The organism is Lysinibacillus sp. NPDC097195 (assembly GCF_044762075.1).
Classification (GTDB): domain Bacteria; phylum Bacillota; class Bacilli; order Bacillales_A; family Planococcaceae; genus Lysinibacillus.
Window position 1 is genome coordinate 14890 of sequence record NZ_JBIWDP010000002.1, and the last position, 20360, is coordinate 35249.

Sequence of the window (20360 nt, forward strand, 5' to 3'; positions counted from 1 at the left end):
AGGAGAGTAATCCCGCGGAGCAGGTTGAGAATTCCGCGAAACAGCGAGGTAATCCCACGGAGCGGTGTGTATTCCGCGAAGCAAGGCAAGAATTCCGCGGAGCAAGGCAAGAATTCCGCGGAGCAGGGCAAGAATTCCGCGGAATAAGGAGAGAATCTCGCGGAGCAGGGTTTGAATCCCGCGGAGCAAGGCAAGAATTCCGCGAAGTAAGGCGGTAATCCCGCGGAGCAGGAAAGTAATCCGCGAAGCGGGGCAAGCAACCCACGAAACATAGCAAAATACCTGCAACAGAATCGAATTGCATTATTTTCAATCCAATGTTTTGTATAATGATACTAGAAAAAGAAAGGGGCTGATGTTTTTGAATTTACAATCAACAAAAACGTTAACAAATGGTATTGAAATGCCTCGCTTTGGTCTAGGCGTATACAAAATGACAGAACGTGATGAAACGTTGCAAGCAATCGATAAAGCATTGAAAGTTGGCTATCGCGCGATTGATACTGCTTCGTTATATGGTAATGAGGTAGAAGTGGGGGAGGCGATTCGCCACTCCGGCATAAAGCGTGACGATATTTTTGTCACGACAAAAGTGTGGAATACTGACCAAGGATATGATGCAACGCTACGTGCTTTTGAAGTGTCATTAAAAAAATTAAATATGGATTATTTAGATTTATATTTAACGCATTGGGCAGTGCCTGAAACATTTGAGGAAACATATAGAGCAATTGAACGACTGTATGATGAAAAGTTAATCCGAGCAACAGGTGTGTCGAATCATCATCAACATCACCTAGAAAAGCTGTTAGCTAAAGCCAATATTGCGCCAATGGTTAATCAGGTTGAATTGCACCCATACTTACAACAAGATGCGTTAAAGGCATTTTGTGCAGAGCACGGAATAGCTGTTACAGCATGGTCACCGTTAGGTCGTGGGGGTGTGCTTGATAATCCGACAATACTTGAAATTGCTCAAGAACTAGGGAAGTCTGCAGCACAAATCGTACTGCGTTGGCATTTACAGAAGGATACATTAATCATTCCAAAATCAGTAACGCCGAGTCGTATTGAGGAAAATGCGCAAATTTATGATTTTGAATTAACGCAAGCTCAGATGGAACAAATCGCAACGTTAAATCAGAATCATCGTTTTGGACAAGATCCAGATAATTTTAAGTTTAATTTTTAACGATAAAAATCCCGCTATCAACTGTGTTGAAGCGGGATTTTGTGTCTTATTATTTAGATTCTTTTACATATGGAATGTAGTTAGAAAGCATTTTTGCCATATGTGCACGTGTAGCATTGTTATTAGGCATGAATTTGCCGTTTGAACCGCTAGCAATCTTTAAATCTTGCATAAGTGCGATAGCGTCTTGTGTTTCTTTATTGTATTTAGAAATATCGCTGAAATCAGCAGTTAAGCCAGTTTTTGCATCGTGTTGTAAGTTATATGCACGTGCAAACATTAAAGCAAGCTGAGAACGCGTTACTTTTGCAGTAGGATTGAATTTTCCATTTTGACCTTGGACAATGCCTGCTTCTGCAAGTGCTGTAATTTCTTTTTGAGTTGCTGCTTCTAAACTAGTAATATCAGAGAATGTTGCTTCACCTTTTGCTTCAAGTTTTAATACACGCGCAATAAATGATGCAGCTTGTGCACGAGTTAAGTTAGCATTTGGTGAATATGTTGTTGCTGAAGTACCTTGTGTTAAATCACGGTAGTAAAGATCACGAACATAACCTTCTGTTTCAGAACCTTTTGCAATATCAGTAAATGGAATTGTTGCAATAATGCGACCTTCCACTTTAGCATCTACTGTTTTAAGCGTGTTTAAATGATCGATAAACATTTCAAAGTCAACTGTACCAGGCTCACTTACACGGCCATCTGCATAAGCTTTTGCAAGTGTATCATAGCCGTCTCCACCTTTAGCAGTGAATGTGTTTGTTGCACCTTTATAGTAAGCTGCTTTATCAAGCTCTTTACCATTTAATTTAATAGATTTAACGCGTTTGCCAGCTGGTGCTTTACCATCAAATTCTACTTGTAGACCAGAGAAATGAAGGAAGCCGCCTGATTCTTTCGGGAATTCTTTGACACTATGTTCAGCAATTTCATAGAGTTCTGCACCAGTTAATTTAACAATACCAAGTGCATTACCGAAAGGCATTACTGTCATTACTTCACCAACAGTGATATCGCCAGCGTCAATGCTCGCACGAATACCGCCACCGTTTTGGAAAGCAAATTGTACTTCTGGGTCGATTTTTTTAGCGCCAGCAAGCATACCGTCTGTAATAACGTTACCTAGATTCGTTTCACCAGCACGAACACCCCAAAGACCACGTTTACCATCAAGTACTGACACAGCTGTATTGCCTGTAGATTGTTGTTTAACTGCAGCGATTTTTTCGCTATATGGTGCTAATAACTTCGCTGCTTCAGCGTCTGCTGCTACAGGATTTTCTTTATCATTTAACGCATGTAATTGGCCGAAGTATTCAACAACAGCACCGTTATCGTCAAATGTTAAATCAAGCTGACCTAAGTTTTCGCTATATTGACCAGTTTGGACGATAATCGTAGGATTTTTGAATGAAGTTTCAGCTTTCACAGCTTTATCTAATTTTGTATGTGTATGACCGCCAACAATAACGTCAATACCTTCTACTGCTGCTGCAAGTAATTGGTCGTTATCGAAATCTTTCGAGTCATCAAAGCCGATATGTGTAAGCGCAACAATTTTATTCACGCCTTGTTTTTCAAAATCTGCTACCGCTTTTTTCGCAGAGTCAATATAGTTTGTGAATTCTACGCTAGCAACGCTTGAAATAGACGGTGTTTCTTCTGTTGTTAATCCGAAAATACCAACTTTTTCGCCGTCGATTTCTTTAACAATACCATTATAGATTTTGCCGTTTTGGAAGTCTTCTGCTACTGTTTTGAATTGTAAGCCATCAAATAGGGAATCTTTTGAGAAGTCTAGGTTTGCTCCTAATAATGGGAACTCTGCACCTTTAACAAATTTTGCAAGTGCAGCATGACCTTCTGGGCTTGCCCCTAAATCGAACTCATGGTTACCAAATGTCATCGCATCGTAGCCCATTAAGTTCATTAACTTCATATCAACCTCTCCAGTGAATTGATTGAAGTATAGCGTACCAGAGAATACGTCACCTGCATCTAATAGTAATGAGTTAGCATTAGCAGCACGTAATTCTTTAATTTTAGTAGCTCGTTGTGGTGCTGCCTCTACGTGTGCATGTGTGTCATTAGAATGTAAGATTGTTAAATTGAATCCTTCTTTTGGCGCTGTTGGTGCAGTTTCAGCCGCATGTGCAGCAAAACCAGGTGTTGCTAGTAAACTCGCAGCTAGAGTTGTTGCTGCAATACTTTTAACCCATTTCATATTAATAAATTCCTCCCTCATTTATATGTCAGATGACTGACAATTTACTCTATTCTAACATGAAAGAAATCTATCGTCATTACCAATATTGGAAAAACAATATTAAAATTATTGTAAAATATAGGTTAAGAAATATTAATTCTAATATTCATACTTAAAATTACCAATAAATGTTTTTGTGTACTCTATTAAGTAAGGGCATTGTCCATAAAAAAAGTAGCACAAACCAAGGCTTGGTTTGTGCTACTAAAGTATTGCTATTGTTCATCCTTCACTAAAATAAGTTTATTTAAAAATGGATGTTCAAATTCCAATTGAATGGCATGTAGTTCATAGTCACCACTAGCTGTTTCGCGTGCACCATACATTGTATCACCGATAATCGGATGACCAAGATGCGCCATGTGTACACGAATTTGGTGTGTACGGCCTGTTTCTAAGACAAGGTGGACAACACAAGAATGTTTATAGCGTGCTACAACTTCATAATGTGTTACAGCATGTTGACCGCTATTTGATACGACGCGTCGTGTCGGGTGATGACGGTCTTTGCCAATTGATTCGGCAATCGTACCAGAAGTTGAGCGAAGATTTCCTTGTACTTCTGCTGCGTACGTGCGAATAATAGTTTTTTCTTCAATCATCCGATCGAAAATAGATTTTGCCAGTGGATGTTTGGCAACTAATAGTAAACCTTTCGTCCCTTTATCAAGACGGTGTACATGCTCGGCATAGTCACGTCCTTGCTCTTTCATATGAGCCATGACATGATTCATACAAGTGTGTGTATCGCGGTCATCATTAGGATGCGTGGACATACCCTTTGGCTTTGACACAATTAAACAGTGATCATCCTCATAGACAATATCTATCGCACAAACAGGCGTCGGCTTATAGCTAGAGGCAGGGATCGGAAATGTGAAGTTTAAAATCGTGCCTGCAGCAAGTGGCTCTTTCCAAAGTAAAGGCTCACCATCAATCGAAGTAACAGCCTTTGCCATGCGCAATTCGTGAACGAGTTTTTTGCCTAGTCGCCAATGATTGCGCAATAGCTCCTCGACCGTTATATTATTGTCTATTATTTCATATTGAAACATTTATTGTCCTCCGTGGAATGGGTTCTATTTGGAAACCCTTATCATTTTTTTCTTTGCTTTTTTGGTACAAAAAAATTCGCTTATTTTCCACAGGCGGACGATTCGTAAAACCAGCTATGAATTGCATCATCTGGTTTGAATCGCTATCCCGCAGGCATATCGCGAATTTTTTATCGGATATTATGCTATAAATCGAGCAAATCATATGCTTGTATATAAGTAATGTTTGCACGGCCATCATTGCATTATTTTGCAGCTTTTGAAGCTTTAATTAAGTAGAAGCTTGCGCCTGCTATTAAAATAAACGCAGTTAGGGCTAAAAACGGGATGGTAATGAAACCTAGCCAGTTTATGTATTGACCCGTACAAGATACAGCCCCACAAGAAGGAGCGGAAGCAGCTAGGAAGCTGAGCTTTTGAATACCATAATGATAAAGTGATACTGAGCCACCCATAATGGCGAATACGGCTGTTGTTACAGCGATACGTGCATTTTTTTGAATAAAGGCAATTGTGGTCATAATCGCAATTGGATACATAAAAATACGTTGAATCCAACACATTTTACAAGGCTCGTAGTGACGAATTTCGGAAAAATATAGTGAGCCTAGTGTTGCAATGACGGAGACAATCCACATAAACAATAAGCCATTTTCCTCTTTTTTTGACATATGAAAACTCCCTTTATTATAACGTTGTACTTGTTACGATTATATGTGTTTTGAATTTAGAAGTAAAATGTTTCAATTATCAACTCTATTGACCATCTATTAATCAGGAATGAAGCTGAAATTCAGTCTAAAGTATGAACGGCTCAGGCACACACCTTTGTCTTGGAAATGGTATCATTAAACTAAGTAATGCCATGAAAAAGAGGTGTTTTTGTGAAAGAAAACGAGCACTCCAATATTAGTATTTTAAAAGAAATTGCTGAGTTATTGAATGAGGAAACAGAAATTGTAACGACATTAAAAGGCGCACTAGTAAAGTTTTTAAACGGCACAAATTTTGAAACAGGGTGGATATTTTTTATTGACGAAAAGGGACGATCAGAGCTCGTTGTCCACGAAAATTTGCCTGAGGCACTGGAACATAACAATTGCCACTATTTAAATAAGGGAGGCTGTTGGTGTGTTTCGCGCTATCGCAATGAAGAATTAAAAAAAGCTTCTAATATAATTGAATGTCAACGCATTGAAAGTGCAATAGCTGCCAATGTTGGCGATCACGAAGGGATTACACATCATGCGACAGTTCCTCTTCAATCAGGACAGGAACGCTTTGGTGTCTTGAATGTCGCTTCAAAAAATACAGTGCGTTTTTCAGAGGAAGAGCTTGCATTACTGGAATCAGTTGCTTTTCAAATGGGTTCTGCCATTAAGCGTATATTACTGACGAAGCAGGAGCAGGAAATGGCGCTCGTGAAGGAGCGTAATCGTCTAGCACGGGACTTACATGACTCCGTTAACCAGTTATTGTTTTCTGTCACATTAACGGCGAGGGCTGGCATTGAAATGAGTAACGATAGTGAAGTAAAAGAAACCTTTAAAGAAATTCAGCATTTAACACAAGATGCGTTAACAGAAATGCGTGCACTTATTTGGCAGCTAAGACCAAAAGGCTTAGAGAATGGTTTGTTAGAAGCAATCAAAGTATATGCGGAAATGCTTGGCTTAAAGCTGCATGTAACAGTATCGGGTGTGTTACAGTTTCCATCCCGTATTGAAGAAACCTTGTTTCGTGTGGCACAGGAGGCCCTTAATAACGTGCGTCGTCATGCTGGCGTACTAGAAGCGGCACTTTATATTACTGTCACAGCTACGGATATATTATTAGTCATTCGTGATGAGGGACGAGGCTTTGTAATTGATCACAATACAAAGCTGTTATCGATCGGCTTGCAATCAATAAAAGATCGAGCGAAATCGGTGGGAGGTACAGCGGACTGGGTAAGTGAGATTGGTAAAGGAACGGAGCTGCTAATCCGCTTGCCATATTGAGGGGGAATGAAAATGATTCGTGTACTAATTGCAGATGATCATCATGTAGTTCGACGAGGATTATTATTTTTTTTAAAGACACAAAAGGATATTGAAGTTGTAGGGGAAGCGAAAAATGGTGCGGAAGCAGTCGAGCTAGCTGAAAGTATTCAGCCTGATATTATTTTAATGGACTTAGTGATGCCTGAAATGGATGGTATTCAAGCAACGAAGCGCATTAAGGCTAAGTTGCCGAACATTGAAATATTAATGTTAACGAGCTTTTCTGACCGCGACCATGTTGTGCCAGCGATGGAAGCTGGGGCAGCTGGCTATCAGCTCAAAGATATTGAACCTGATGAATTAGTATTATCGATTCGTCGTATTATGCAAGGGGAGCATACATTGCATCCTGAAGCGACTTCCACACTGGAGATGGATCGCCAAGAAAATGAAAATGCCTTACATGTTTTAAATCCACTAACACCTCGTGAGCAAGATGTGCTTGCTGAGCTAACAAAGGGCAAAAGCAATCGAGAAATTGCAGCATCTTTATTTGTTACGGAAAAAACAGTGAAAACGCATATTTCTAATATTTTCACAAAGCTACAAGTACAAGATCGGACACAAGCCGCACTCTATGCAGTAAAGCATGGACTGACAGAAGGCAGCGGCCAGTAGAGTGACAAAAGAGAAGAAGTGTTAGATTGAATGTCGTCAATCTAACACTTCTTCTTTGCCGTTGATGTGCACTCTAGTGCCAAGGGGCACAGACGTAAGCCGCAACCCTCACTAACGTGCGGCTTGTTGCGGCTTACGTTATGTACTTCTCCTCAAGCTCCACCACCTCCGCTCCAATCTCTTGAATTAATGCAGTTGAGCGTAACCTATTGCTGTAGAGTCGCGTCTTGCACTACCATTAACTAGTGCTTTTAAGATTTATTCTTTTTCTCCGTACATATACATTTATCGATTTTGGATAAATAACTTGTTCGACATTTCTAGTAAAGTAGAACTTGGCGTAAGTGCCAAGTCTTCTTTTAATTTTTGTTCATAGGCTAAAAAAATAGTGTATGCCTGTGTATGAAAACCTGCATCTACTAATAGTTGTAAATATTGTTCAAGCTTATGTTCATTATAAGGATCAAACTCTAATAAACGATTAAGATAATCAATTGCCTTTTCTGACTCGGATACGATGCTCGTTTGAAAACCTTTCTCTAATAACTCTATGTATGATTTCGTTAATTTATCTCTATCGGCGGTAGCCCATTCATAATCATCAAATATGAGTAAGCCATCCTTATATATTGCAAGACATTGATTAATTAATGAAATTGGCGGAAAGTCTAATTTCTTAAAGTCACTGTAATAATCTTGGAATTCATATAAATCACATAGAATATTCGGTTTCTCAAAAATATAATATTTATTAGAAAATATAATACAGTTGGAATAGCCCATATTATTTAATGTTTTTCTTAAATAAGATAAGGCAGTATGAAGATTAGATTTTGCACGAACATAATCTAAATCAGGCCAAAGAATTTCAATTAAAACATCCCGATGAATAGGCATATTTGGATGTAAAATAAAATAAGCAAATAATTCTTTTGTTTTCTCGGTTTTAAAGGACACAAGACTGTTGTTGCTGTACGTTGCGAATTGGTTAAAGCATTGGACGTTCAACATCGTATTAGATGTTTGTTGTACCAGCTGTTGCATAGAAAATTCGTGTTCAATACGTGACACGGTTTTTTCTAAGCGTGCTAAGCTAATCGGTTTAAGTAAATAATCAAGTCCTCCAATTTCATAGGCTTGTATGGCAAAATCTGAATACGAAGTTATAAATATAACAATTACATGCGGTCGATTGCTTTTGATAATATCAGCTACTTCAAGTCCATTCAGTTCATCAAGCTTTATTTCTAAAAATATTACTTCAAAGTCTAGTGTAGGCAGACTACTTAAAAATAGCTTTACACTAGTGAAGGTTTTGATAACCTCTATTTGTTGAAAGTTTTGTAGCTTATTTTGAAAATATTGTAATGCTAGAGGTTCATTGTCTATTAAAACGGCTCGAATCACATCAAAATCTCCTTTATACAATTAAATTGAAAACCATTAAACTCTAGTTCATTGTTTTTGAAAGGTCTCCCCATTATATAGAGGATAAAAGTTTTTTATGTAGTGTTAAGAGAATTGAAATAATGTAAGCGTTTATCATTAAACTATTTTTGTAAACAGAAAAGGGTAAATAGGTACACTTTTTGACTGAAGGGATGGAAAGTTCCTTTTTTTCTTATTTTGTCAATACATTCTAATGAATGTATTATGTAGTAGCCGTTATTATAGTACATTTGACTTAAAGAAAACTCAAAAGGTACTTAAAAAATACTTAAAAAGTATAGGATATAAGTAATTGAAAATTACTGTGTTGTGGAAAAGCCGTGTGTGATTTTAAAATTTGTTCAAAATTGAGGGACTGCAGAGATGAAATTAAATCGTTTATTAACAATGACCATGATTTTAATAAATCGTAAAAAAGTGAAAGCACAAGAATTAGCGGAGTTATTTAATGTATCCGTTCGAACAATTTATCGGGATGTCGAAACCCTTAGCAGTGCCGGTGTACCGGTTTTAAGTCAGCAAGGTGTGAATGGCGGGATAAGCTTAATCGAAGGATATAGAATGGATAAGCAAATGCTAACGAAAGATGAGCTAACTGCTCTGTCAATTGCCTTGAAAAGTGCTTTAACGTCCTATGAGGATACGCATGCTAAAGCTGTATTAGAAAAATTAACAGGAGTTGCAGATGAGAAAATTAAGCAATCGATTGATCATCTATTTATTGACCTTAGTCCCTGGGGACAAAATAGCTTATTAAAGGAACAAATCACCTTATTGAAAAAGGCAATTGAGCAAGCACATTGTGTTAGCTTTTTATATTCCACCACGCATGGCACGATGACTAAGCGCTTAATAGAGCCACATACGTTAGTTCAAAAAGGAAAAGTGTGGTACATCTATGGCTATTGCACATTAAGAGATGGTTTTCGTTTATTTAAAATTTCCAGAATAAAGGATATAAAAGAAGAGTTACAAAGTTTTCAACGAAAGGAAGTGCATTTATCCGAACAACCTTGGGATAAAGCTTGGCAACAACCACAAAACTTAGTAGAACTTACACTGTCATTCGATACATCGATTCAGACTTTAATAGAAGAAACTTTTGGTGCCGAACATATAGATTATGAAAAATCTATCGTCCATCTTTCATTACCAGAAGATGAATGGCTATATGGTCTTCTCTTAAGTTTTGGTAATCGAATCAAGCTTATAGAGCCGTCTTACTTAGTTGACATCGTGCAAAGGCGTGCACAGGAAATTGTCGCATTATATGCACAACCTAAAAGATGAACATTTCTTTTTAATAGATGACATACAGTTGTCAGGTTTGCTTTGCTATAGTGTAAACAAATAGACTGAAGGGTGGAGTTAAATTATGCAAAGTTACTGCCAAAGCTGTGGCATGCCATTAGGAAATACTGAAATTTTAGGGACAGAAAAAGATGGTCAGGCTTGTCAGGATTATTGCCTATATTGTTACGAATTAGGTGAGTTTAAACAGCCTAATATAACAGTCAATGAAATGATTGACCTATGTATACCTCATTTAAAAGAAGAGGGTATGCCAGAAGAACAGGCACGTCAAATGTTAACTTCTTTTTTACCTCGCTTAAAACGCTGGACAACAGGTGAGGGGACGCAACCTGTACAAATAGAAAAGGATAGTTTCCACATAATAGGGATTTCGGCGCGTACAAATAATGCGAATGAAATAACGCCTCTAGCAAAAATACCTGAATTATGGACAAGTTATTTCCAACAAAATGTAGCGGGCCAACTACCAAATAAAGACGTTATGTATGGCTTGTATTCGGACTATGAAACAGATGTCAATGGTGAATACTCTATTACGCTTGGAGTCGAAGTAGCTGCGAACAATGAAGTACCAAAAGGGTTGGTCATAAAAACAATTCCAGCTTCAAAATATTTAGTTTTTACGTCAGAGATAGGGGCTATGCCAGAGATAGTCATTAAAGCATGGCAAAATATTTGGACTTGGTTTGCCAACTCTGACCTAGAACGAACATATACAGGTGATTTTGAAGTTTATGGTGAACGATGTAACCAACCGAACGAAGCGCAGGTCGATATTTATATTGCCGTTAAGTAGTAGACCGAGATTACCTCGTATAAAGCAAAGCAGCCAGCCTCTTACCATCAAGTGGTAGGAGACTGGCTGTTGTTTGTTGGAGGTAGTTGTTCAATATGCGGTTCTATATGCACAAGCACCTGACAGAAGCGATTTTCCCGTTTAATTGTATATTCAATTTCTTCGGTAATACGGTGGCTTTCAAAAACATTTAAATAAGGATTCACCGTAACTGTTACATCGATAAAATACATATTGCCATGTGCACGTCCTTTGAAATCTAACAGCTCAATAACGCCGTTGACATTGCGAATTAATACAGACAATGTTTCCACTTCATCAATATCAAAGGCATCTGTAAGACTTTGTACGGCATCCCAAAATATTTCCACAGCCGTTTTTAAGATTAAAAAGGCTACAACAAGAGCTGTTAATGTATCAATAATTGGAAAGCCAAAAATGGCGCCGAAAATCCCGATTGCAGTACCGATGCTGACAAGCGCATCTGAACGATTGTCATAGGCAGCAGCTTTGACAGCAGCACTGCGTATTTTTTTGGAAAGAGCTAAATTGTAGCGATAGACACCATACATCACGACCGCACTGCCTACTGCAACAAATGCTGTTAGTAGCGATGGTGTTGTACCAGTTGGCTCCCAAAGTCCTCGTAATGAAGCAATTAATACTTGTAAGCCAACAACAAGCATAATAAATGAAGCAACGAGTGAAGCGACGGTCTCAGCACGTAAATGTCCATATTGGTGATTAGAATCAGGCGGTCTTTGGGCAATACGTAAGCCAATTAGCACGGCAATCGATGCGATAATGTCAGTTGTATTATTTAATCCATCAGCTTTTAAAGCTTCAGATGTTCCGATATAACCAATTGTTAGCTTTGCTGAGCTCAGTATTAAGTAAGTAGCTATTGATAACCAAGCTCCTTTTTCCCCTTGTCGCAAATTTGTATAGAGCTCCATTTTGTTTCCTCCTCGCAAAACTTTCGGGCATTATAAAACGACCCCCTTATATGAAAGGGAGTCGTCTTAGCATGTTTTATTTATAATCTTTTGATTCTTCGATGTCATTTGCTAAATCAAGTTCAGGTAATTTCAGAACTTCTAAGTATAGTATGTGGTGACCATCTAATTCTTTTGCTGTAAATTCATAACCTTGCTCTTCAATGCTATCACCTTCGATTGCATCGAAACGCTTCGTCATGAACCAACCACCAATCGTATCGATATCATCATCTTCTATGTCAGTACCTAGCATATCATTGACGTTTTCTAGTAGCATTTTTGCATCTAAAATAAAATGATTTTCTGAAATTTCTTGTACTTCTGGGATTTCATCTTCGTCGAACTCATCTTGAATATCCCCGACAATCTCTTCGATAATATCTTCAATAGTTACAAGACCTGATGTTCCACCATACTCATCCATTAAAATAGCCATATGGATACGTTCACGTTGAATCTTCAGTAATAATTCATTAATTTGCGTCGTTTCCATCACGCGAATGATCGGTTGCATATACTCAATTACTAATTTATCACCATTTGCTGGATCTTTAATATAAGCAGTTAATAAATGCTTCATATTGACTAAACCAATAATATGGTCTTTATCCCCGTCGATAATTGGATAACGTGTATATTGTTCTACACCCATTAAATCGAATACTTCTTTAATCGTCAGCTCTTTTTCAATTCCGACGATTTCAGTACGAGGCACCATGATTTCTTTTGCAAGGCGATCTGAGAACTCGAAGATACTGTTAACATATTCATACTCTGATTTATTAATTTCTCCACCTTTTAAACTATCCGACAAAATCATACGTAACTCTTCTTCAGTATGCGCTATTTCTGATTCTGACATCATTTTAAGACCAAATAGACCTGTTAAACCGCGTGCAGAGCCATTTAATAATTTTATGATTGGATACGTAATGTTGTGAAATAAAATTAATGGACCAGACAAGTTTAATGTGACAAATTCTGCTTTTTGGATGGCTAAAGTTTTTGGCGCCAATTCCCCGATAACTACATGCATAAATGTAACGATTGAGAATGCAAGTATAAATGAAAGGATAGATGTTATGCTACCGTTCAGATTTAGAAACTCGAACACTGGATGTAAAATGATTTCAAATGTAGGTTCACCAAGCCACCCAAGTCCAAGTGCTGTAATTGTAATACCTAACTGACACGCAGATAAGTACTCGTCTAAATCCGAAACAACACGTTTAGCATTTTTCGCTTTTTTATGTCCTTCTGCGAGTAATTGATCAATGCGGGTTGTTCTTACTTTTACAATTGCAAATTCAGTTGCAACGAAAAATCCTGTCATTATGATTAGTAGGGCGAATGCCGCCAACCTTATGGTTATTTCCAATATGTCTCCGTCCAAATATTCCCTTTGTTCCCGCCCGAATGAGGGAAGTAAACAAAGTGTACACCTCCTATGATTTAAAAAATTGTTGGATGTTTTAATCATAAGTTATTTGTAACTAAAACACAAATATTGACATCGACTTTTTTTATACTATTTTCTAATGACAGCACTTTTAAAATATGCGGATACTTTTCCAGGACAAAAGATTGAAAATCGATAGGCATTATGCTAACTTTATATGAAGTAAGGATAGTTTATTTAGAGAAAGAAGCATTGCATCTCATATAATACGACACGTCAAAAATCTCAAGAGAGCTTTACTTGTGGATTTTTTTAAATGAATTATTGTTAATATGCAACAAAAAGAGGTTGTCTCGATTATTCGAGGCAACCTCTTCTTTGCGTAAACAGTCAGAAAGTCATTATGTATTGCTAAATCGATAAAAAATTACTGTTGGAAGCGCAATTTAAGACAAGCTTTTTCCACATCGTGCACAGATTCCTTTACAGGTATTGCCTCTGTATAAGTTGAGATGGTGATGGGCGCTTTTTCTGTCAATCCTTGTTGCGTAAGGATATAGTGATTGCCATTATAAATTAAGTACATTTGTTTACTGGCGCGTTTCCCAATGACAGTAGGTGATTCAAAAAGAGCTTTGAGCTGGCTGCAGTACTCGCTATAAAAATTACTACTGAAGCCTGATAGTGCTTCGAATTTTTTACTATCGATCGTATGTGCCTCATCGACTAATTCGAAGATTTTTGCAGAAAATTCGGAAAAAAGTTCTTTTACTTTTGCACGAATTAATGCTTTTGAATTATAGTTGTTTAAGTCATCAGAAAGTGCGACTTTACTCATTGAAATAGCCTCCTGCATAAAAAACATTTAGATAAGAATTCATTTCTAAATGTATAAGAAAAATGCAGGAATATCAATATAAATAAGCATTTATCGTATAATAGCAATGATTTTGATAGTTAAAATTAGGTATTTTTAAGTAGGTGACAGCAAAAAACTATTGCTTTTTTTAGTCATAAATATGGAAGAGCATAAGTTCATGAATCATTTTTTTAACATCTTCTTCATGTGGAGGAATCGGTCCCACCCATTGGATAACACCATCTTTTAAGTATTCTGCGGCATAACGTTCGCGTTGATAGAAGAACGAGATGGACCATCCAGGAAGTTGTGTATTTTCAAATAAAGGTTTAAAGCTAAAATGCTGAATCATATACAAACCCCATTTCTAATGATATGTATTTATTATTCAAGGATAGTGGGAAATTTGCAACAAAACAATTTCGTAATAACAAGCAATAAAGATATTTATCGTCTGTCGCAATGAAATGGAGGGTATTTCTTTCGTTGGATTTCATTGCTCTGCTATAATGAGTCCAATAGGCGACAAAATACGCCAAATGTCAATACGATTGAAATGAGAGGATGCTAATGGACAATTTTTTAGTAACATTATTATTTATGGCAATTATCGGTGCTGCTATTGGTGGTGTAACCAATCACCTAGCAATTAAAATGCTTTTTCGACCTCATGAAGCAATCTATATTAAAAATTGGCGTGTGCCATTTACACCGGGCCTTATTCCGAAAAGACGTGATGAATTAGCAAAACAGCTCGGACTGACAGTAGTCAATTATTTATTGACACCTGAAACCTTTAGAAAGAAATTTTTCTCAAAGGATATTCAAGATAAGGTAGAACAATTTGTACAAGTAAAAGTAGAGGAAACTTTCTTTACGAATGATAAAACGATTCAAGATTGGCTGACTTTAGCAGGCTTCTCTAATATGCCTTCAACGATTGAACAAAAGGTCGAAGCAATTGTAGCGGGACAATTTGAAGCGGTAAAGAATACATTATCAACGAGAACAATTCGTACACTGTTATCGGAGGACATTCAAAATACTATTGATGCTAAAATTCCTGTGGCAGTAGGACATATTTTAGAGAAAGGTGAGGATTATTTTTTATCGCCAGCTGGTGAGTTGACGATAAAGGGAATGATTGATGACTTTCTCTCGTCAAAAGGATCACTTGGCGGTATGATAAATATGTTTTTAGGCGATTCCACTTCACTTGTGGGCAAAGTACAACGCGAGCTCGTCAAGTTTTTACAAGCTCCTGGCACAACATCACTTCTTACGAATATCTTTACACAGGAGTGGGAGAAGTTAAAGGATCGTCCGGCAATGGATTATTTAGAAGATATTGAATTTGAACCGATTTTAGCAAATTTACAACGCTATGTAAAAGAGCAATTAGCAGTAGCAGAGCGCTTACAGCATCCTATTTCTTACTACTGGCCATCAGGTAGTACGTGGATGAGAGAAATCGTGGTACCACAAATGGTTGAAAAAGCTTTCGCGAGAGCAGAAGATAAATTAGAAGATGTGCTAACACGTCTAAATTTACAAGAAGTAGTACGTGAACAAGTGGATTCGTTCCCTGTATCGAAACTGGAAGAACTTGTTCTTGGTATCTCGAAACGTGAATTTAAAATGATTACGGTGCTTGGTGCAGTTCTTGGTGGTTTAATTGGTATTGTGCAAGGTTTAATCGTTTACTTCGTTTAGAAAGGGGAAATAGAAATAATGGTGAATATTTATAATGAAATTAATGCTTTGGAGGCAACATTCCGCAAAACTGCAGAATTTAAAGCATTAGAAGAGGCAGTAGCAGTAGTGAAGGCGGATGAGGATGCAATCAAGCTATTCCAAAACTTTCGTAAGATTCAAATAGATTTACAACAAAAGCAAATGGCTGGTGAGGATTTACAGGAAGATGAACTCATCTATGCCCAAAAAACAGCCCAGCTCGCGCAACAAAACGAGAAAATTGTGGCAATGCTTGAGGCAGAGATGAAGTTAAGTGGCGTAATTGAAGAAGTTAATCGTATTTTAGTAAAACCAATACAATCGTTATATGAGGGCATGTAAGAGAGCTGCCTATTAGCGATAGCATATCCAATATGGTGAAATGAATAAATACACAAATATTTGCACATATAACAAAGTAAGAAGAAAAACGTGTCTCGGCTATTCGGGACACGTTTTCACTTATGGAGGGAATGCCATGCATGTTTTCATTGAATGGACGTATAAGACACCAAAGGGTGCAGGGACTATTTTGCGCTCAGAAGAAATGCCAGCAGCACAAGCAATTTACTTAGCGGAAGATATGGAGCGTACGGGACGTGTTAAAACATTACTATTTATCGATCGTCAAGATACGAATTGGTCGTTAAAAGAGTTAAAGGCATACGTCAAAGAAGTAGACACGGAACCGCATAATATTACAATTTATTTTGATGGAGGCTTTGATCGTTCATCGAATCAATCAGGGCTTGGATGTGCCATCTATTATGAGCAAAACGGTAAAACTTATAGGCTCAGAAGAAATGCCTATTCCGCAGAGCTGAAATCGAATAATGAGGCAGAATATGCAGCACTTTATTTAGCTTTAGTAGAACTGGAATTATTGAATGCTCATCATTTACCAATCAGCATCATTGGGGATTCGCAAGTAGTGATTAATCAGTTAAATGGGGAATGGCCAGCATTGGAAAGGGATTTGGCAAGCTGGGCAGACAAAATTGATGCAAAATTAAGCGAGCTAAGCCTTCGACCAGATTATAAACTGATTTCGAGAAAAGACAATGCAGAAGCGGATCGGCTGGCAACACAAGCGTTAAACGGCATAGATATTACAGGGCTAAGCGAAATAATAAAGGAATAGCAGAAAAAGGGAGGTGTCGATAAGTACTGACACCTCCCTTTTATTAGTAATACTAGCGCTTGTCCTATGCGATAAATGTAGGATATTCATTTTCCAATTGATGTAAAATTTGTTTGAAATGCAATGTATTCATAAAGTTTCGAGCTAACTGTAATTCATCTGAGTATAAAAGGGTATGGCGAAAATGCTGTTGTATAAATGTTCTTGCATGTTTATAATGCTCGTTGATAGAGATAGCCCCATACATTTCTCGTTGATTCATAATATATATAAAATCGCAAAGAACTTTTTGCCCACGATATTTCAGTAATACAGTGACAAATAATGTCTTTTCATCACATCGCTGCAAATCAAAATGATGGAAGGCCACTTCTAATTGCGCAATAAAGCTAGAAACAGAAGAATCATTGTCTTTTGTTACAATCATTAGCAACACCGCCTTTATGAAAATTATAAGTTGAAATAAATGATATGTCTATAAGTATACTGAATATTCTGTAAAAAGAATTTGATAAATAGTAGCTTTGCTTATCATTATAAAAATTTGTTAAACTATTGAGTAATGTACACAGGAATATTGATAGAAGAGAGCGAAAATGATGAAAATTATTCAAATAGATCAAAAGTATCCTGAAGATTGGATTCGGGTATTAAACCATATAGCGAATTTATTTTTTGAGGATTCAAAGTTAACTACCACTGCACAACAAGCGGATATGTCTGTTGCATTCACATACCGCGTTGATGCCAATTATTCAATATATACAAGCGCAGTACTGGATGTGGATGGTAATCGCTATACAAATGATTACCATATTGATTATGACTCAGAAGCTGTTGGACGTGAGCAAAATATTCGCATGAAACGTGCACTATCACATGTCTTTTTAGATGTACTTGAACAACATACTGGCATGCATCAGCAATGGGGTATTTTAACGGGGGTGCGCCCTACAAAGCTATATCATAAATTCCGCCAGGCCGGCATGAATGACATAGAAATTGCTGAAGTGCTTGTGCGAGATTTCCGATTGTCAGAGGAAAAAGTAGCGCTGTTAAAGGAAATCGTTGCGCGACAATTAGTGACGATTCCCGATTTAGATAATATCGGCAAAGAAATGAGCGTCTATATTGGCATTCCGTTTTGTCCAACTAAATGTGCTTATTGTACTTTCCCAGCCTATGCGATTGGCAGTAACCGCAAACAGGGGCGTGTTGCGACGTTTTTAGATGGACTACACATCGAATTGCGTGAAATGGGTAAGTGGTTGACGGAGAATAATATGAGGATTACTTCAATTTATTGGGGTGGTGGGACACCTACGTCTATCGAAGCGCATGAAATGGATGCATTGTATCAAACGATGTATGACTCCTTCCCGCACCCAGAAACGATTCGTGAAGTAACTGTTGAAGCGGGTCGTCCAGATACGATTACACCAGAGAAGTTAGCTGTGCTGAAAAAATGGGGCATAGATCGTATAAGTGTTAATCCACAGTCTTATACAGATGAGACATTAAAAGCAATTGGACGCCATCATACGGTGCAAGAAACGATTGATAAGTTTTGGTTAGCTCGGGAATCCGGTATGAATAATATTAATATGGATTTAATTATTGGCTTGCCGAATGAGGGAACGGAAGAATTCCAGCATTCATTAGAAGAATCCGCAAAAATGCAACCAGAGTCGTTAACTGTTCATACATTATCTTTTAAACGTGCATCTGAAATGACGCGCAATAAAGATAAATACAAAGTAGCAGACCGTGAGACTGTCGCACAAATGATGCAGATGGCTCAAGTATGGACGAAGGAAAATGATTATGTTCCTTACTATCTGTACCGTCAAAAAAATATATTAGGTAACTTGGAGAATGTAGGTTATAGTAAAGCGGGCGAGGAAAGCATTTATAATATTGTCATTATGGAGGAAGTACAGACGATTTTAGGGATTGGTTGTGGCGCATCTTCGAAATTCGTTCATCCTGAAACAGGTAAGATTACACAATTCCATAATCCAAAAGATCCGGCTGCTTACATCATGACATTCGAAGAAGCCATTGGCAAAAAAATTGAGCTATTAAATGAGTTATATAAAGCATAAAAGAGCAAAGTGTTAGATTGACGCCATCAATCTAACACTTTTTTAGTATGTTGTCGTTGTGCATTAAGACGAAAACTAGTGAAATCGCCACAAAAAGTCGAGCAATCGCCAGGAAATTAGAAGAAACCGCCACAAAAGTTGCGTATATCGCCACTAAAACTGTGTCCAAGTTTCCTTGCGAGTTATCGGAAAGTGCAGGCCATTTTTAAAATAACAGCATCCTCAAAATATTGAGGATCGTAACCTGTAAGCTCTCGAATTTTATTTAATCGATAGGTAAGGGTATGACGATGTATATGAAGTCGTTGTGCACAAAGTTTCAGTTGTAAATTACAATCAAAAAAGGTTTGTAATGTTTCAAGCTGTTTAGCATTCATATTTTTTAACACGCGATGCTGAAATGCTTGGACGTCCTCGGAATCTCGATTTTTAAAAAGAGAGAATAACTCAACATCTTCAAAAAACGTTATTTCTTTATGTAGAAAAGCAAATTCAAGTGCTGTTTTAGCCCCATTATAACAATGTGGAAGTTGCGCTAAATTCGCTACATTTGGGCCTACCCCTATCTGTAATGAAGGTAACTTGTGCTTTTTTTTGCGTAGTGCTTTCATCAGATGTTGCAGTTTTTGTTCATCATAATTAGTGAGTAAAATATAGTATTCATGCAGTTGGCTATGACCTGCGAGTACAGGCTGTTTATAAAATAAATCTTCAAAAAATAGAGGAAGACTATTTTCTGTAGCGGATGCTTCAGCCAAACTAAGTAAAACGATTTGATAGGGTCCTTCCAATGAGAAGGGTAGCTTTTGAATGCGTTCTTGTAAGGCCGCATTAATCTTACTGCCATGTACTAACGCTTCAAATATATAGTCATTATTTTTGCGTTGCCATTCACTCATTGATTCTACAATTGCTTGATGGGTCATCATCTCAGTTGTTAATTGAACGAGATTAGCAACTTCTAATAACTCCTCAGAATCGCCTGTAATCCCAATTACGCCAACAACCTCATCTTGATACATGATCGGCATATTAATACCCGGCTTTGTATTTGGAAAAGCATTAATATTGTCTTCATTAATAATCAGAGTCTCTTTTGTTTTTGCAACATAAAGAGCGCCTTCATGAATATTTTCAACTCTCATTTTATCGCCAGATGCTAAAATTACTCCGCTTGGACTAATGACATTAATATTGCGACGTAATCGTAACATCGTTTGATGAACGATTTCTTCAGCTAATTTTTTCGTTAACATGCTTATACACCCCGCATAAATAAACTACTGTTATACGACAGTTAATTTGTACATTCATTATAATGTTTTCTGAATTTATTGTCATTATAATAATTTGTAAGCGCTTAACATTATGTTGAAGAAAATTTTGTATGCG

At 37.4% G+C, this 20360-nt stretch carries 19 protein-coding genes; 9 read left to right on the top strand and 10 right to left on the bottom strand.

Annotated elements, in window-relative coordinates:
• The first annotated feature begins 361 nt into the window (after positions 1-361).
• Positions 362-1192, top strand: a complete 831-nt coding sequence (locus ACIQXI_RS13640) for an aldo/keto reductase (protein WP_402925827.1) — start codon at positions 362-364, stop codon at positions 1190-1192.
• A gap of 49 nt (positions 1193-1241) precedes the next feature.
• On the opposite strand, the gene ACIQXI_RS13645 is transcribed toward ACIQXI_RS13640, so the two are convergent.
• The 3 genes from ACIQXI_RS13645 to ACIQXI_RS13655 form a co-directional block, all read right to left on the bottom strand.
• On the bottom strand, positions 1242-3416 hold the full coding sequence (locus ACIQXI_RS13645; protein ID WP_402925830.1) for a 5'-nucleotidase C-terminal domain-containing protein: 2175 nt from the start codon (positions 3414-3416) through the stop codon (positions 1242-1244).
• Positions 3417-3673: 257 nt separating this feature from the next.
• Positions 3674-4513, bottom strand: a complete 840-nt coding sequence (locus tag ACIQXI_RS13650; RefSeq protein WP_402925832.1) for an RluA family pseudouridine synthase — start codon at positions 4511-4513, stop codon at positions 3674-3676.
• A 245-nt stretch (positions 4514-4758) separates the two neighbouring features.
• Entirely contained in the window at positions 4759-5184 is a 426-nt protein-coding gene (locus ACIQXI_RS13655; RefSeq protein ID WP_402925835.1) for a disulfide oxidoreductase, read from the bottom strand.
• 213 nt (positions 5185-5397) lie between these two features.
• Here ACIQXI_RS13655 and ACIQXI_RS13660 point away from each other — a divergent pair, with 213 nt between their 5' ends.
• Together ACIQXI_RS13660 and ACIQXI_RS13665 are read left to right on the top strand one after the other, a co-directional pair.
• The gene (locus ACIQXI_RS13660; RefSeq protein ID WP_402925837.1) at positions 5398-6513 is read left to right on the top strand and encodes a GAF domain-containing sensor histidine kinase; all 1116 of its coding nucleotides are present in this window, start codon (positions 5398-5400) and stop codon (positions 6511-6513) included.
• A 12-nt stretch (positions 6514-6525) separates the two neighbouring features.
• Positions 6526-7173, top strand: coding sequence for a response regulator (locus tag ACIQXI_RS13665; protein WP_402925839.1), 648 nt, complete (start codon positions 6526-6528; stop codon positions 7171-7173).
• Positions 7174-7458: 285 nt separating this feature from the next.
• Here ACIQXI_RS13665 and ACIQXI_RS13670 read toward each other — a convergent pair whose 3' ends face one another.
• Positions 7459-8580, bottom strand: a complete 1122-nt coding sequence (locus ACIQXI_RS13670) for a response regulator (RefSeq protein WP_402925841.1) — start codon at positions 8578-8580, stop codon at positions 7459-7461.
• A gap of 405 nt (positions 8581-8985) precedes the next feature.
• Here ACIQXI_RS13670 and ACIQXI_RS13675 point away from each other — a divergent pair, with 405 nt between their 5' ends.
• Positions 8986-9912, top strand: a complete 927-nt coding sequence (locus ACIQXI_RS13675; RefSeq protein WP_402925844.1) for a helix-turn-helix transcriptional regulator — start codon at positions 8986-8988, stop codon at positions 9910-9912.
• An 85-nt stretch (positions 9913-9997) separates the two neighbouring features.
• On the top strand, positions 9998-10732 hold the full coding sequence (locus ACIQXI_RS13680; RefSeq protein WP_402925846.1) for an effector binding domain-containing protein: 735 nt from the start codon (positions 9998-10000) through the stop codon (positions 10730-10732).
• Positions 10733-10779: 47 nt separating this feature from the next.
• Here ACIQXI_RS13680 and ACIQXI_RS13685 read toward each other — a convergent pair whose 3' ends face one another.
• The 4 genes from ACIQXI_RS13685 to ACIQXI_RS13700 all read right to left on the bottom strand — a co-directional run bounded on the left by ACIQXI_RS13685 (position 10780) and on the right by ACIQXI_RS13700 (position 14340).
• Positions 10780-11688: a cation diffusion facilitator family transporter gene (locus ACIQXI_RS13685; protein ID WP_402925849.1), complete on the bottom strand. Its 909-nt coding sequence runs from the start codon at positions 11686-11688 to the stop codon at positions 10780-10782.
• 76 nt (positions 11689-11764) lie between these two features.
• Positions 11765-13108, bottom strand: a complete 1344-nt coding sequence (locus ACIQXI_RS13690) for a hemolysin family protein (protein ID WP_402925852.1) — start codon at positions 13106-13108, stop codon at positions 11765-11767.
• A 448-nt stretch (positions 13109-13556) separates the two neighbouring features.
• Positions 13557-13967 (bottom strand): hypothetical protein, encoded by a 411-nt coding sequence (locus ACIQXI_RS13695; protein ID WP_402925854.1) that lies wholly within the window; start codon positions 13965-13967, stop codon positions 13557-13559.
• A 169-nt stretch (positions 13968-14136) separates the two neighbouring features.
• Positions 14137-14340 (bottom strand): YheE family protein, encoded by a 204-nt coding sequence (locus ACIQXI_RS13700; RefSeq protein ID WP_402925857.1) that lies wholly within the window; start codon positions 14338-14340, stop codon positions 14137-14139.
• Between the two features lie 218 nt (positions 14341-14558).
• Here ACIQXI_RS13700 and ACIQXI_RS13705 point away from each other — a divergent pair, with 218 nt between their 5' ends.
• From ACIQXI_RS13705 to ACIQXI_RS13715, 3 genes are all read left to right on the top strand, one after another.
• A complete protein-coding gene (locus ACIQXI_RS13705) occupies positions 14559-15701 on the top strand; it encodes a DUF445 domain-containing protein (protein WP_402925859.1) in 1143 nt (380 codons plus the stop codon).
• Positions 15702-15719: 18 nt separating this feature from the next.
• Positions 15720-16064 (top strand): YlbF family regulator, encoded by a 345-nt coding sequence (locus ACIQXI_RS13710; protein ID WP_402925862.1) that lies wholly within the window; start codon positions 15720-15722, stop codon positions 16062-16064.
• 136 nt (positions 16065-16200) lie between these two features.
• Positions 16201-16863 (top strand): ribonuclease H family protein, encoded by a 663-nt coding sequence (locus tag ACIQXI_RS13715; protein WP_402925864.1) that lies wholly within the window; start codon positions 16201-16203, stop codon positions 16861-16863.
• 64 nt (positions 16864-16927) lie between these two features.
• Here ACIQXI_RS13715 and ACIQXI_RS13720 read toward each other — a convergent pair whose 3' ends face one another.
• Positions 16928-17290, bottom strand: a complete 363-nt coding sequence (locus tag ACIQXI_RS13720) for a hypothetical protein (RefSeq protein WP_402925866.1) — start codon at positions 17288-17290, stop codon at positions 16928-16930.
• Between the two features lie 172 nt (positions 17291-17462).
• Between ACIQXI_RS13720 and ACIQXI_RS13725 the strand changes: the two genes are divergently transcribed.
• Positions 17463-18968 (top strand): coproporphyrinogen III oxidase, encoded by a 1506-nt coding sequence (locus tag ACIQXI_RS13725; RefSeq protein ID WP_402926493.1) that lies wholly within the window; start codon positions 17463-17465, stop codon positions 18966-18968.
• Positions 18969-19150: 182 nt separating this feature from the next.
• Here the strand turns inward: ACIQXI_RS13725 and ACIQXI_RS13730 are convergent, their stop codons facing one another.
• Positions 19151-20224: a CdaR family transcriptional regulator gene (locus tag ACIQXI_RS13730; protein ID WP_402925868.1), complete on the bottom strand. Its 1074-nt coding sequence runs from the start codon at positions 20222-20224 to the stop codon at positions 19151-19153.
• Positions 20225-20360: the final 136 nt, after the last annotated feature.

What these genes read in the sequence shown, in the direction of transcription:
- ACIQXI_RS13645 (WP_402925830.1), bottom strand. Translation starts at nt 3,416, where the DNA reads ATGAAATGGGTTAAAAGTATTGCAGCAACAACTCTAGCTGCGAGTTTA.
- ACIQXI_RS13650 (WP_402925832.1), bottom strand. Translation starts at nt 4,513, where the DNA reads ATGTTTCAATATGAAATAATAGACAATAATATAACGGTCGAGGAGCTA.
- ACIQXI_RS13655 (WP_402925835.1), bottom strand. Translation starts at nt 5,184, where the DNA reads ATGTCAAAAAAAGAGGAAAATGGCTTATTGTTTATGTGGATTGTCTCC.
- ACIQXI_RS13665 (WP_402925839.1), top strand. Translation starts at nt 6,526, where the DNA reads ATGATTCGTGTACTAATTGCAGATGATCATCATGTAGTTCGACGAGGA.
- ACIQXI_RS13675 (WP_402925844.1), top strand. Translation starts at nt 8,986, where the DNA reads ATGAAATTAAATCGTTTATTAACAATGACCATGATTTTAATAAATCGT.
- ACIQXI_RS13680 (WP_402925846.1), top strand. Translation starts at nt 9,998, where the DNA reads ATGCAAAGTTACTGCCAAAGCTGTGGCATGCCATTAGGAAATACTGAA.
- ACIQXI_RS13685 (WP_402925849.1), bottom strand. Translation starts at nt 11,688, where the DNA reads ATGGAGCTCTATACAAATTTGCGACAAGGGGAAAAAGGAGCTTGGTTA.
- ACIQXI_RS13695 (WP_402925854.1), bottom strand. Translation starts at nt 13,967, where the DNA reads ATGAGTAAAGTCGCACTTTCTGATGACTTAAACAACTATAATTCAAAA.
- ACIQXI_RS13700 (WP_402925857.1), bottom strand. Translation starts at nt 14,340, where the DNA reads ATGATTCAGCATTTTAGCTTTAAACCTTTATTTGAAAATACACAACTT.
- ACIQXI_RS13705 (WP_402925859.1), top strand. Translation starts at nt 14,559, where the DNA reads ATGGACAATTTTTTAGTAACATTATTATTTATGGCAATTATCGGTGCT.
- ACIQXI_RS13710 (WP_402925862.1), top strand. Translation starts at nt 15,720, where the DNA reads ATGGTGAATATTTATAATGAAATTAATGCTTTGGAGGCAACATTCCGC.
- ACIQXI_RS13715 (WP_402925864.1), top strand. Translation starts at nt 16,201, where the DNA reads ATGCATGTTTTCATTGAATGGACGTATAAGACACCAAAGGGTGCAGGG.
- ACIQXI_RS13720 (WP_402925866.1), bottom strand. Translation starts at nt 17,290, where the DNA reads ATGATTGTAACAAAAGACAATGATTCTTCTGTTTCTAGCTTTATTGCG.
- ACIQXI_RS13725 (WP_402926493.1), top strand. Translation starts at nt 17,463, where the DNA reads ATGAAAATTATTCAAATAGATCAAAAGTATCCTGAAGATTGGATTCGG.
- ACIQXI_RS13730 (WP_402925868.1), bottom strand. Translation starts at nt 20,224, where the DNA reads ATGTTAACGAAAAAATTAGCTGAAGAAATCGTTCATCAAACGATGTTA.